11 protein-coding genes are annotated in these 12,791 nt (G+C 49.7%); 7 read left to right on the top strand and 4 right to left on the bottom strand.

The genetic code is table 11. The features are described from left to right. Positions 1–23: 23 nt before the first annotated feature. The gene (locus AS151_RS09390; protein WP_170861357.1) at positions 24–1,055 is read right to left on the bottom strand and encodes a cysteine hydrolase family protein; all 1,032 of its coding nucleotides are present in this window, start codon (positions 1,053–1,055) and stop codon (positions 24–26) included. Between the two features lie 268 nt (positions 1,056–1,323). Here AS151_RS09390 and AS151_RS09385 point away from each other — a divergent pair, with 268 nt between their 5' ends. The 3 genes from AS151_RS09385 to AS151_RS09375 are packed head-to-tail and all read left to right on the top strand — an operon-like array spanning position 1,324 to position 4,323. Beyond that, positions 1,324–2,397 (top strand): glucose-1-phosphate thymidylyltransferase, encoded by a 1,074-nt coding sequence (locus tag AS151_RS09385; RefSeq protein ID WP_071516787.1) that lies wholly within the window; start codon positions 1,324–1,326, stop codon positions 2,395–2,397. Further along, complete coding sequence (locus AS151_RS09380) at positions 2,394–3,242, top strand: hypothetical protein (protein WP_071516786.1); 849 nt, start codon at positions 2,394–2,396, stop codon at positions 3,240–3,242. Before AS151_RS09385 ends, AS151_RS09380 begins: the two co-directional genes overlap by 4 nt. Before the next feature lie 4 nt (positions 3,243–3,246). Next, positions 3,247–4,323 (top strand): glycosyltransferase family 1 protein, encoded by a 1,077-nt coding sequence (locus tag AS151_RS09375; RefSeq protein ID WP_071516785.1) that lies wholly within the window; start codon positions 3,247–3,249, stop codon positions 4,321–4,323. A gap of 87 nt (positions 4,324–4,410) precedes the next feature. Here the strand turns inward: AS151_RS09375 and AS151_RS09370 are convergent, their stop codons facing one another. Then, positions 4,411–4,701, bottom strand: a complete 291-nt coding sequence (locus AS151_RS09370) for a hypothetical protein (RefSeq protein ID WP_071516784.1) — start codon at positions 4,699–4,701, stop codon at positions 4,411–4,413. 260 nt (positions 4,702–4,961) lie between these two features. Continuing rightward, positions 4,962–5,315, bottom strand: coding sequence for a translation initiation factor (locus AS151_RS09365; protein ID WP_071516783.1), 354 nt, complete (start codon positions 5,313–5,315; stop codon positions 4,962–4,964). Between the two features lie 249 nt (positions 5,316–5,564). Between AS151_RS09365 and AS151_RS09360 the strand changes: the two genes are divergently transcribed. The 4 genes from AS151_RS09360 to AS151_RS09345 all read left to right on the top strand — a co-directional run bounded on the left by AS151_RS09360 (position 5,565) and on the right by AS151_RS09345 (position 10,706). Beyond that, the gene (locus tag AS151_RS09360; protein WP_071516782.1) at positions 5,565–7,268 is read left to right on the top strand and encodes a hypothetical protein; all 1,704 of its coding nucleotides are present in this window, start codon (positions 5,565–5,567) and stop codon (positions 7,266–7,268) included. A 265-nt stretch (positions 7,269–7,533) separates the two neighbouring features. Beyond that, on the top strand, positions 7,534–8,781 hold the full coding sequence (gene trpB, locus AS151_RS09355; protein ID WP_071516781.1) for a tryptophan synthase subunit beta: 1,248 nt from the start codon (positions 7,534–7,536) through the stop codon (positions 8,779–8,781). A 48-nt stretch (positions 8,782–8,829) separates the two neighbouring features. Continuing rightward, entirely contained in the window at positions 8,830–9,453 is a 624-nt protein-coding gene (locus AS151_RS09350) for a ribonuclease H-like domain-containing protein (protein WP_071516780.1), read from the top strand. 176 nt (positions 9,454–9,629) lie between these two features. After that, positions 9,630–10,706 (top strand): Gfo/Idh/MocA family oxidoreductase, encoded by a 1,077-nt coding sequence (locus AS151_RS09345; protein WP_071516779.1) that lies wholly within the window; start codon positions 9,630–9,632, stop codon positions 10,704–10,706. A gap of 23 nt (positions 10,707–10,729) precedes the next feature. Here AS151_RS09345 and ligA read toward each other — a convergent pair whose 3' ends face one another. After that, the gene (gene ligA / locus AS151_RS09340; protein ID WP_071516778.1) at positions 10,730–12,778 is read right to left on the bottom strand and encodes an NAD-dependent DNA ligase LigA; all 2,049 of its coding nucleotides are present in this window, start codon (positions 12,776–12,778) and stop codon (positions 10,730–10,732) included. Between the last annotated feature and the right edge of the window lie 13 nt (positions 12,779–12,791).

The raw sequence follows: 12,791 nt of genomic DNA, 5'->3' as shown, positions 1-12,791 counted from the left end.
CCCAATTACCGCAGAACGGAAATTTAAGAATTTACCAACCAATTGGCCATTTTTTCTTGAGAGTTCACCAGATGCATGCCGGCATCAGCAAAACGTTGAAAGGTTTCGTTCGCTGATGCTGTAAAATCGACGACATCGGGAACAACAACCGGCGAGGTACAATCTTCAAGCAGGTAAACTTTGTTGGTCAAACTGGCATCTCGCGACTGAATTTCTGCCAGTAAATCTTCCACCGTCCAAGCAACGCAGTGGCTTTTGGCTTCCCCGGCAATGACAATCGCATCGTAGTCTAACAATTGTGCTAGCAAAGCTGTATTTTTCTGCGCGATCGCCCTTCCATCATATCCCTGCAACACCTCCGGAGAAAACACCGAATAATTCTCCGTTCGCGGATTGTCACCTTTCATCTCAAATTGAGTTTGGCTGCGACGCGCTATATTGTGAAAAAACACCGCTTCTTCCACCGCCGGTACCAACGCATGACCAATCCCTCCTAACATGGAATGATACGGCCATATGGTTAGGGGATATTTACCAGCAGCTGTCAGTTGTTCCACATAATGGATGGCATCTTTTTGCAGGGAGTTGCAGTCACCATCCGCCACGCTGTCGGCAACCGCTGGATTGACTTGCCAAACCCCATTGCGAACATCTTCCCAAGAAATCACCGTTAGCGGTTCGGGATGTTCCCCGGCATCGTTGACCCAAAAAATGGCATGGAATACCTGCATGGCGGTGTGGGTATCCATGGTGGGAACAATGGTGGTAATATTGGCTAAGTTGCGATAAATAAACGCGCACAGCCGCTGGTTGTCTTCAATTGCTGCCTTACCATTTTCGCCGCCAACGTACAAACCAAATCCCGGAATACAGAACGTATTTTGTACGTCTACCAACAACAAACAGGTGCGAAATTTATCTTCTTTGGCTGGTGGAATTTGATATTTTTGGGACCAGGCTTCGGCATCCGCGGCGCGTTGTTGGTAGGGAACCCGCCAAATTGCGCCAACTCGATCCGGTTGGAAGTGGGAAGGAATGGGAAATTCAGAAAACATAGCCATCAGAAACCCCCAACACAGTTATTTTTTGTCGAAATTGCTCCGATGGGATAGCCATGGTGGGAAGATGGGGATAGCAGGTAGCATTGCCTGTTTCTTAATTGTAATGCATGCGATCGCGAAGCGTTAAATTGGAAATCGATTTTTTGCCAATCTCCCCTAGTCTCTGGGGTTGCTTTGCGATAAACTGAACAGCGATCGCCTGTAGGGAGGAACGATAGCCAAACTTCCCCACAGAAAATTAATTTTTATTTTCTATTCTTCTATGAAAGCACTCATTCTCTCCGGTGGCAAAGGAACGCGCCTGCGTCCGCTCACTTATACCGGTGCCAAACAATTGGTTCCCGTGGCGAACAAACCCATTCTTTGGTACGGCATTGAAGAAATTGTCGATGCTGGCATTACCGACATTGGCATTATTATCAGTCCGGAAACAGGGGAAGAAGTAAAATCACTTACGGGAAATGGCGATCGCTTCGGTGCTAGCATTACCTATATTTTACAAGAAGAACCCGCCGGACTGGCCCATGCGGTCAAAATTGCCCAGGAGTTCCTGCAAGAAGCACCCTTTATTATGTATTTGGGGGATAATATTATCGAAGGCGGCCTGGGAGAGTTTTTAAATAACTTCAACCAAAAACACTTAGACGCTTTAATTTTTCTGCGTCGGGTATCCAATCCCAGTGCCTTTGGCGTTGCCGATGTGGATCCTGACGGTCGGGTCTTGCAATTGGTGGAAAAACCCCAAGACCCCCCCTCCAATTTAGCATTGGTAGGCGTGTACTATTTTTCCCAAACCATCCACGAAGCGATCGCCAGCATTCAACCATCCACCAGGGGAGAACTAGAAATCACCGACGCCATTCAATACCTCATCAACAAAGGCAAACGTGTGGAAGCCAGAGAACTAACCGGTTGGTGGTTGGATACCGGCAAAAAAGATGACCTGCTAGAAGCCAATCGCATCATTCTCGATACCAAACTCACCCCAGCCACCCAAGGGGAAATCGACGATAGCAGCCAAATTATCGGTCGCGTGGAAATCGGCAGCGGTACTCGCGTTATCAATTCTTCTATTCGCGGCCCCGCCATTATTGGGAAAAATTGCTATCTAGAAAACTGTTTCATCGGCCCCTATACCAGCATTGCCGACGGCGTCACCCTCATCGAAGCCGATTTAGAACACAGCGTGGTTCTGCAGCAAGCCACCATCGACGGCATTCACCAACGCATCGTCGATAGCGTCATTGGCAGAAAAGCACATTTATGCGTCGCACCCAGACGACCCAAAGCTCTACGATTTATGATTGGAGACGACTCAAAAATTGAATTGGCGTGATTTACCTAATTACCGTTAACTACTATTCTACCGACCTGATTAAAAATTTGCTGCGATCGCTTCCCGCCTGTGGAGAAGTTTCCTACCAACTCATCGCCGTCAACAACTCTCCCCAAGACCACCAATTTGCCACCCTTTCCCATCCCTGTCTGGTTCCCATTTACCTGCAAGACAACATTGGCTTTGGGGCCGCTTGCAATTTAGGATTGGAATGGGTCCTACGCCACGACCCCTGTGCGTTGGTTTGGTTGGTCAATCCCGATACCCAGCTACCTCCCGGCAGCCTCATGCAAGCCATGGCATTTTTCCGCGACCATCCCGAAGTTTCTTTATTAGGAACCACGATTTACGAACCCAACGGCGAAATTTGGTTTGGCGGCGGCAAATTTTCTCCCGCTACCGGCAAAATCACCACAGCCACCTACTACTCCCCCTATCGACCACTTCCCTACTACCGTTGCGACTGGGTTAGCGGTTGCAGCTTGCTAGTAAATTTGAAACGATTTCCCGAACCACCACAATTTGACCCCGACTATTTTTTATACTATGAAGATTTCGATCTGTGCCAGCGCTACCGCCACCAAGGTCATCTTATTGGTATTACCCCGCATATCAATATCTACCACTTTCCTTCCCAAATTACAAACCGCCACCTTCGCCACAAGTTCCACCACAGTACCGCCAGTTACTTGCTAGCTTTAGAAAAACACGCTACGACTTCTGCGTTTTGGTGGCGGCTGCTGCGGCTATTTTTCCACGGTTTGTGGTTGCTGGTATTTCAAAAAGAGGTGGGAGTTGGTAAACTTTCCGGTATTGGGTTTTACATCAAGCGTCGTTGGGGCTAATTGACTGTTGGGTGAGTTACTGGTTAATTTATCGTTTTTAATTCCCAAACCTACGGGATTGGCTACCTATGCCAAAAATATCTTTCCACATTTGGCGGATTTAAATCCCACGCTGCTGGTTGCCGATACCATTCCCGGTTACCACTGCTATCGGGTTCCCGCAAATATGAACCCCGATGCTGGCAAATGGGGTCACCTCAAACGGCTGTTTTGGACACAATTTCGTTTGCCTCAAGTGTACCAGCGATCGCGTGCCAATTTGTTATTTTCGCCGATTCCAGAAGCGCCCCTGCGGTCAAGCTGTCGCCACGTGGTGACGGTTCACGATTTGATTCCCCTGCGATTTCCCCGGCGTTTCTCTCCCCTGGTTCCCTATCACCGCTACTATATTCCCCAGGTTTTGCGAGAGGCGGAACATATTATTTGCGATTCGGAGGCAACTGGCAAGGATATTGTCGATTTTTTGCAAATTCCGGCGAAAAAAATTACCCCGGTTCCTCTGGCTTACGATGCCAGCCACTTTCGCTTTTTGGATTTGCCGACGCAGAATTACTTTTTTTATATTGGTCGCCACGATGCTTATAAAAATTTATCCCGCCTGGTCGCAGCTTTTGCCAAAATTGCTAATTTGGGAGAGTGTCAGTTGTGGATTGCTGGTCCTAACGATTCTCGCTATACGTTACAGCTACGGCAGCAGGCAGAGGCGTTGGGAATTTCCCAACAGGTAAAATTTGTGGGATATATTGATTACAACCAGTTGCCAAAAGTTCTCAATCAGGCGCTGGCGTTGGTGTTTCCCAGTTTGTGGGAGGGATTTGGTTTGCCAATTTTGGAGGCGATGGCTTGCGGAACGCCGGTGGTGACTTCTAATATTTCTTCTATGCCAGAAGTGGCGGGGGATGCGGCGCTTTTGGTGAATCCATACGAAACCGAAGAAATTGCCGAAGCTATGAAAGCGATCGCGACTGATTCTCAATTGCGATCGCGTTTGCAAGAAGCGGGTTTGCAGCGTTCTCGCCAGTTTAGTTGGGAAAAAACAGGGCAAAAAACGGCAAATATTTTGCAACAATTTTGTGGGTAGCAAGATGGATAAGAACCGTCCCTAAAATGGGGGTAGTCTATACTTGATGGAGATTCCTGGCAACTGTATGATGTATGATTTTCCCATTCATTCGAGTTCGGAGTTAATGCGAGAGCGACGGGAATCTACATCGAGATGTTCTTCCAATCGATAGAGAGCCGCATTAAGAGATTCTTCTTTGGTTCCCAAGCTGTCGCCAGCATCGTTAAAAATTTCGTAGCGTCGGTCGTTGACCCCCAAATACTTCATGCTGCCTACAAATTCCCAATTGGCGGGTTCAATTTCGCGGTATACCCACATGATGGGTTCGCTCTTAAATTCATCGCTATACTGGATTTTGTAGTTATTGTTACTTGTGTGGCTAAATCCGTAGGCCATTGGGTTACCTCTTTTTTATCGTTATTCCTACTATACCGAATCCTACTCGCTATACCGAGGGTGGTTGGATAAGATATGCTACAAGCAGCGATCGCACCTAGAAATTACCGCCAACACCTCCCCAAGAGATTTAACTTGTATAACAAAATGATTGGTTGCAGCCAAGCAGCCATGAAGTATATTCTATCATGGGAGATAGTTTTTATCACTTCTGCCGGTGGAAAGATGGTTTTTAGATGATGATTGGATAATTTCTATACTTAAGATCCACCACTTTGCTTCGCCTTATATCCCCATCCAGTCAGAATCTCCACCAACTTTTCTGGATGTTCCCCTTGTATTTCAATGGTTTTCTCTTTCACCGTACCGCCAGTTCCGCATTGAGTTTTGAGTTCCTTCGCCAGTGCCTTCAGCCGTTCCGCCGACATTTGAAATCCACTGATAACCGTCACCGATTTCCCCTTACGCCCCTTACGAGAAACTTGTACGCGAATATCTTGCTCCGATGGAGATAGATTAACCTCCGCACGCTGCAGCGCTTCCGGGCTGGTACCAAACTCTTGGTGAGCGTAACGATTGTTTGATGGGGTTTTCTTCTTCTTCGATGCAGACATTATCCCTATAAAGACTTCGATGAAATTAATTTTTGATATAGTTTTATCAGGTTTTTCAGAACTTTCAGATAGAAATTCCTATCCAACCCTTGCTACCCATCCTACAACAATTTGAAGCGATTGCCCAACCGACCCAGTTCGATTTTCCGATCGAGAAAACGAGATTGGGGAACCTGCTTGTCGGTGTGGAGGTCTAGCAGCCAGGAAGTTCTCGATTCCTACAAAAGCGACAACAATTCTGTAGATTGAATGATGCGTAAAAATTCTCAATTTGCCCGATTTTACCACCGGTTGCCCCTGTGGAAACAAGCCTCAAGTGCGATCGCGGCCGCCTCTTTATTGGTAGCCGGATACAGCTGGCAGCCACCAGCCACCGCCAATCCCATAGAACGCAGCCAGGCAGAAACCCGCGCCGGCATGTCATCTGCTGTCGTAGATGCCGTTTTTCGGGATATTGTCCGCAGAACCAACGTTTCCCGTGCCAACCTTAATATTGTAGCGGTGGAAAAACGCACTTGGTCGGATGGCTGTCTGGGGTTGGCAGAGGAAGAAACCATCTGCACCCAACAAATGGTTTCTGGATGGCAGGTCATCGTCAAAAAAGACCTACAGCGGTGGGTGTATCGTACCAACGAATCGGGGTCGATAGTGAAGTTGGATACCGCTGCCACGCAATTGCTCGATCGTTCGCGTACTAGAATTGACGAACGGGGATGGGATGCTTTGGTGAATGTGGTGCGTCTAGTGGATGAAAGCAACCAAACCCAAAATATCGCGATCGCAACCCACGTTCTGGACAAGCCTACCACCACCTACGCCAATGCGGTTTACCAACTATTTGTGCGCCAAGGAGATCGCTGGCAGCTAGCCTATAATAGCACCGGCGCTCGCTTGATTGAAAACGAATCCGGACAAGAACTTTTGCCCCTTGAGGAGATTCCCCTCAGCAAAATTCGCGAAGTGGTGGGCGAAAATACTAACTTAGAAGATGTAGACATGAAAGCTGTCGTCCGGTTGCGCTACGATCTTTCTGAGAATAGAGATTTGCAAATTGTCCAAGAGAAAATTTCTGCCTATCAAAATATCTCTCGCATCAGCAAAGAACGTCTGGTGAGCTTGCGCCGAATTGAAACCAACCAAACCCAGGCTGGTACGTTCACCCTTGCCGTTCGCCAAAAACGGGTTACTTTGCCCGGCGTCATTGCCCGGCTTTCTGTGCGCGAGAAAACTTCCCAAGGCTATATGCGGGAACGATTCTTGGGCGATTTTCGCTATCAGATTGGGGAAGCGGCTCGATTTATCCGTGGCTTGCAAGAAGAAGACCGCTTGGTGGTACGTCTGTTTGACCTACAGAATCGCCCGATCGGTTATACGGAAACGGAATTGCTGGGTACCCATGCTTTGATTAATCTGATTCTTTCGGATACGCCGGAAAATGGGGTACTACGTACGGTGGTGACCCAGGATACCGACGAAAATCGGGAAATCGACCTGGATGGTCCCATGTATAGCTATTTTACAAGAGTGAGTGGCGTTGCTGCCGGTAATTACAGTCAGGCACGGGTAGTATTTTTACAGGATGCGGATGATGTAAATCTCAGCGATTTTGCCATCGCACGTCTGCCTTCACCGCAGCGGGAAAATACATATCAGGCTTCTTTCAAACAGGGGGCTTTTGCCGTGGTGAATCGTCGCCTGCGGGTGTTTTCCTCACAATTGGCATCTGCGATCGCTGCTCCTCCAGGTGAGGTGACGTATACGCTCAATCTTGACACTTCTAGCGGTATGGCGGTTTATGATATCAGCGGTTTGCTGGCGGATTATGAAGAGGTAGGAGTTACTCAAGGCAGGATTGACGATATTTGCGATATTGGCTGCGACGATGACGACGATGACGATGACGACGATGACGATGACGACGATGACGATGACGACGATGACGATGACGATTAAACGCTACCCATTGTAGAAAATCTCTCTGCAGCGATCGCGCCTTCTGTTGCATCTACCAACTTTTTCCCAACTGACAAAGCAGACAATTTCCAGACCCTACCATCGGGAAAAGCAAACCAGAACCAAGCCTACAAATCCCATTCTTTCGTATCCATGTTCCCCTCCTGTATTTTCCAGGACATGAGCCCATCCAATTTCCCTTTAGAATGACTGGAACAGCCCCTTTATAATGGAACTTGTTTGCCAAGTTTTTTTTTAATCAATCGTGACTACAACTTCCGAAAACACCAAAGCCTCAAATAACAACCAATATCCCGATGCCCTGGGGCGCTTCGGTCAGTTCGGCGGCAAATACGTTCCCGAAACCTTAATGCCTGCCCTCGCCGAATTGGAAAGTGCCTATCGCCAATACACCCAAGAACCATCCTTCCAAAGCGAACTGCAGCAACTGCTGCGCGATTACGTGGGCAGACCGACCCCCTTGTATTTTGCCAGCCGCCTCAGCGAACGATATGCCCGCGCCGATGGTAGCGGACCGCAAATTTATCTCAAACGGGAAGACCTCAACCATACTGGTGCCCACAAAATTAACAATGCCCTTGCTCAAGCCTTGCTAGCCAGACGTATGGGCAAAAAACGCATTATTGCCGAAACCGGGGCTGGTCAGCATGGTGTTGCCACGGCGACCGTATGCGCCCGTTTTGGCTTGCAGTGCGTGGTTTATATGGGCGTTCAAGATATGGAACGTCAAGCCTTGAATGTCTTTCGCATGGAACTGATGGGGGCAGAAGTGCGCCCGGTGGAAACTGGCAATGGTACCCTCAAGGATGCCACATCCGAGGCCATTCGCGATTGGGTAACCAACGTAACCGATACCCACTATATTATCGGTTCTGTGGCTGGTCCGCATCCCTATCCAGCGCTGGTTCGGGATTTTCAAACGGTGATTGGCAAGGAAACCCGCCACCAATGCCAGCAGTTGTGGGGATCGCTACCGGATATTTTGTTGGCTTGCGTTGGCGGTGGTTCTAACGCAATGGGATTGTTTTACGAGTTTGTCGGGCATCCCCAGGTACGTTTGATTGGTGTGGAAGCTGCCGGTGAAGGTCTGGAAGGGGAACGACACGCCGCGACCCTGACGAAGGGGAAACGGGGGATTCTCCACGGGGCAATGAGCTATCTCTTGCAAGACGATGCCGGTCAAGTACGGGAAGCTCATTCGATCAGTGCTGGTTTGGATTATCCTGGTGTTGGACCGGAACATAGTTATTTGAAAGATAGCGGTCGCGGGGAATATTACAGCGTCACCGATGCCGAAGCGTTGGAAGCGTTTGAGCGTCTTTCCCGCTTGGAGGGGATTATTCCGGCGTTGGAGACTGCCCATGCGATCGCTTATTTGGAAACCTTATGCCCGCAGCTTTCCGGCAACCCACGGATCGTCATCAACTGTTCTGGCAGGGGAGATAAAGACGTGCAAGCCGCCGCCAAATACTTGCAAGGCAAGGAACTTTAATTGCTAAGATGGAAAGTTTAGCACTTGTCCAACCAATTCATACCGACCATGCTAAATTTTCAAGTTTGCGATCGCGATTTAGACGAGGGCACCCTCAAACGCTATTTGGAAGCGGAAGAGATTGCGGTGGATACCGAAACCATGGGATTGAACCCCCACCGCGATCGCCTTTGCTTGGTACAACTGTGCAACGCCGCCGGAGAAGTCACCGCCGTTCGCATTCAGAAAGGTCAAACCCAAGCCCCCAACCTGCAGCATCTGCTAACCGCAGCCTCAGCGTTAAAAATATTCCATTTTGCCCGTTTTGACCTGGCTACCCTGCGCCACCATCTCAATATTTCCGTTTTCCCAGTATTTTGCACCAAAATTGCCAGCAAACTCGCGCGTACCTATACCACCCAACATGGGTTAAAAGCTTTGGTACAGGAATTAGAAAACGTGGAATTGGACAAAAGCGCCCAAAGTTCCGACTGGGGGAACCCGCAAAATCTTTCGGAAGAGCAGCTGCAATACGCCGCCAACGACGTACGCTATCTAATTCCCCTGCGACACAAACTAACCTCCATGCTGGCGCGGGAAGAACGCTATTCCATTGCCCAGGAATGCTTTCAGTGTTTGCCCACGTTGGTCACGCTGGATTTATTACAATACAAAGACGTTTTCGAACACTAACCTGCCATCAAATTCGGTTGGTTTTTGGTCCTAGGAAGGGTGCCTTGAAGACTGCTCTACCAAGACCATCGCCATAGCCGTTTCTTAGAATCCGAAATCCGGTGTGATACTATCTGGGTGGTTTGAGGTGGTGGCTTACTACCTCCTGTGTGGTGGTTGAGGAGAAGCATTTAAGAATGCCAAATCGAACAATTAAGTCTGCAAGCTCCGGAATTGGCGAGTCCAGACACCGACCCATCCGCATGGGCGTCATTGGCGTTGGCAATATGGGGCAGCATCACACCAGAGTTCTTAGCCTTCTCAAAGAGGTGGAACTGGTGGGGATCTCAGATATCAATGTGGAACGCGGTTTGGAGACCGCTAGCAAATACGGTGTCCGCTTTTTTGAAAGCTACCAAGATTTGTTGCCCCACGTGGAAGCAGTTTGCATAGCCGTTCCCACTCGCGCCCACCACAGCGTGGGCATGACTTGCCTGCAAGCGGGGGTTCACATTCTCATTGAAAAACCCATTGCTGCGAGCATTGCCGAAGCCGAATCTTTGGTGAATGCTGCCGCTGACGCCAACTGCATCCTGCAAGTGGGTCATATCGAGCGTTTCAATCCGGCTTTTTCCGAGCTGAGTAAAGTTTTAAAAACCGAAGAGTTGCTGGCGCTGGAAGCCCATCGCCTCAGCCCTTATTCCGCTAGAGCCAACGATGTGTCGGTGGTTTTGGATTTGATGATCCACGATATTGACTTGCTGTTGGAGTTAAATGGCAACTCGAACGTGGTGAAACTCACTGCCAGCGGCAATCAAGTGACTAGTTCCGGACATCTGGATTATGTAACGGCTACCTTGGTATTTGCCAATGGTGCGATCGCTACGCTCACCGCCAGCAAAGTAACGCATCGCAAACTCCGTCGTATCGTTGCCCATTGTAAAAATTCGCTGACAGAAGCTGATTTTCTCAACAACGAAATTCTTATTCACCGGCAAACGCAAGCAAACTATACCACGGACTACGGACAAATTTTGTACCGCCAGGATGGTCTGATTGAAAAGGTATATACCAGCCGCATTGAGCCCCTCCATGCGGAGTTGGAACATTTTGTAGGTTGCGTTTTCGGCGGTAATCAACCTTCTGTAGGGGGCGAACCGGCTTTGAAAGCGTTGCGCCTGGCCAGCTCCATCGAAAAAATGGCCTTAGACGGTCAAGCCTGGCATACCCCTGTGGAAGTAAACAGCCGGTCTCCGTTGCAAATTCCCCAATAAATTGTGGTTTGCTATCTGTTGCTCTATGTAGTTTCGTCAGCCAAATGCCGCAAATCGGTTTCTTGTAGTTGGGGAATTCTGAAAGATTCTGCTTTTTTTTGTTTACTACCGGGATTTTCTCCTACAACCACATAATCGGTTTTTTGGCTGACGCTACTAGTAACCTTACCCCCACGTTGCTCGATAAAGCGTTGAGCGTCTTTACGGCTCATGGTGGGGAGAGTACCTGTGAGAACAAAAGTTTTTCCTTGGAACGGTTGTGGGTTGAAGGAAGCTGGCTCTTCCGCAGCAGGAGGTTCGCTGGCAAGGGTGACACCGGCAGCTTGCAGTTGCTCGATGAGGGTTTGGTTGGCTGGCGTACGGAACCATTGGTAAATCGACCAGGCAATTTCGCTGCCAATACCGTATACCGACTCAATATCGCTTGCCTTAGCTTTTGCTAGCTGTTCGCAACTGGGGAAGCGTTGGGCGAGCAGTTGGGCGTTGACGCTGCCCACATGACGGATGCCCAAACCGTATAAAACCCGCGACCAGGGCTTTTCCTTAGAATTCGCGATCGCTTGTACCAATTTCCCAGCCGACTTTGGCCCCATACGTTCCAAATCCGCCACTTGCGCCACCGTAAGAAAATACAAATCGGCAATAGAGGCAACCAACCGGCGTTTCACCAGCTGTGCCACCAATTTTTCTCCCATCCCCTGAATATCCAAAGCCTCCCGACTCGCCCAATGGCGCAACGACCCCTTTAAAATTGCCGGGCAGGAAGCATTGATGCAGCGAGTAATGGCTTCCCCCGCTGGCCGTAGCACCGCCGAACCGCAAACCGGGCAAGTACTGGGCAACTGGTACGGTTGCGCCTCCTCGGGACGCAGTTCCGGCATGACGCGAACCACTTCCGGAATAATTTCCCCAGCCTTGCGTACCACCACCGTATCCCCCACATGCAAATCCAATTCCCGCACGCGGTCTTCATTGTGCAAAGAAGCTCGGGAAACCGTGGTCCCGGCTAGCTGTACCGGCTTTAACTGTGCCACCGGCGTCAGTGCCCCCGTACGACCCACCTGGGCGCTTACCCCCACCACCTGGGTAGGAACTTCCTCTGCCGGGTATTTCAAAGCCACGGCCCAACGGGGAAATTTTTGGGTAAACCCCAACCGCTCTTGTAAGGCAATATCGTTGAGCTTCACCACCACCCCATCGGTCATGTAGGGCAAATCGTGGCGCTGGTTTTCCCAGCGATTGTAAAAATCTTCCACTGCCGAGACGGAACTACAAAGTTGCCGATGGGGGTTGACTTTAAACCCAAAATGTTGTAGCCATTCCAGCAATTCCCACTGCGTCTGAATTTGAGCGTACTCTGTCGGTAGATAGAGCGTATAGGCAAAAAAATCCAACCGGCGCGCTGCCACAACTTTGGGATCGAGTTGCCGTAGGGTTCCTGCCGCAGCATTGCGGGGGTTGGCAAAGGGCATTTCGCCGTTATGTTGTCGTTTTTGATTGATTTGCTGGAAACTTTCCAGGGGAATCAGGGCTTCCCCGCGAATTTCTGCCCAAGCAGGTGGGTTATTGCCATACAAGCGCAGGGGAATGGTGCGGATGGTTTTAATATTGGGGGTGATATCTTCTCCTGCCGTGCCATCGCCGCGGGTAGCCCCCCGTACCAAAACCCCGTTTTCGTATCTCAACGCCAGGGCACTGCCGTCAATTTTTAACTCGCAAACGTATTCGGAGGGCACGTCTCCACCCGCCAGTCGCTGCCAGCGACCTTGCCAATCGGTAAATTCTTCGATGGTAAAGGCATTTTCCAAACTATACAGAGCAATGGCGTGCTGTACCGTGGGAAATTCGGTAGCAGGCTTTTCCCCTACCCGTTGCGTGGGGCTATCGGGAGTAACCAGCTGGGGATATTGCGCCTCCAAAGATTGTAGCTCCCGGTACAGCCGGTCGTATACCTCGTCTTCCATAGTGGGATGGTCCAGTACATAGTAGGCGTAGCTAGCTTCTTGCAGCTGCTGGCGTAGTTTCGTTGCCCGTGCTGTCACATCCTGGGGTGGGGATTCGGAAGGCGTCATGGCTTACTGAGGG

The organism is Geitlerinema sp. PCC 9228, assembly GCF_001870905.1.
Classification (GTDB): domain Bacteria; phylum Cyanobacteriota; class Cyanobacteriia; order Cyanobacteriales; family PCC-9228; genus PCC-9228.
The sequence above is the reverse complement of the archived record's forward strand: the minus strand, read 5'-3'. Positions and strand labels throughout refer to the sequence as shown.

Bases quoted from the DNA above. Each gene is read 5' to 3' on its own strand.
- AS151_RS09370 (WP_071516784.1), bottom strand. From the start codon at position 4,701: ATGGCCTACGGATTTAGCCACACAAGTAACAATAACTACAAAATCCAG.
- AS151_RS09345 (WP_071516779.1), top strand. From the start codon at position 9,630: ATGCCAAATCGAACAATTAAGTCTGCAAGCTCCGGAATTGGCGAGTCC.
- AS151_RS09385 (WP_071516787.1), top strand. From the start codon at position 1,324: ATGAAAGCACTCATTCTCTCCGGTGGCAAAGGAACGCGCCTGCGTCCG.
- AS151_RS09350 (WP_071516780.1), top strand. From the start codon at position 8,830: ATGCTAAATTTTCAAGTTTGCGATCGCGATTTAGACGAGGGCACCCTC.
- AS151_RS09365 (WP_071516783.1), bottom strand. From the start codon at position 5,315: ATGTCTGCATCGAAGAAGAAGAAAACCCCATCAAACAATCGTTACGCT.
- ligA (WP_071516778.1), bottom strand. From the start codon at position 12,778: ATGACGCCTTCCGAATCCCCACCCCAGGATGTGACAGCACGGGCAACG.
- AS151_RS09360 (WP_071516782.1), top strand. From the start codon at position 5,565: ATGATGCGTAAAAATTCTCAATTTGCCCGATTTTACCACCGGTTGCCC.
- AS151_RS09390 (WP_170861357.1), bottom strand. From the start codon at position 1,055: ATGTTTTCTGAATTTCCCATTCCTTCCCACTTCCAACCGGATCGAGTT.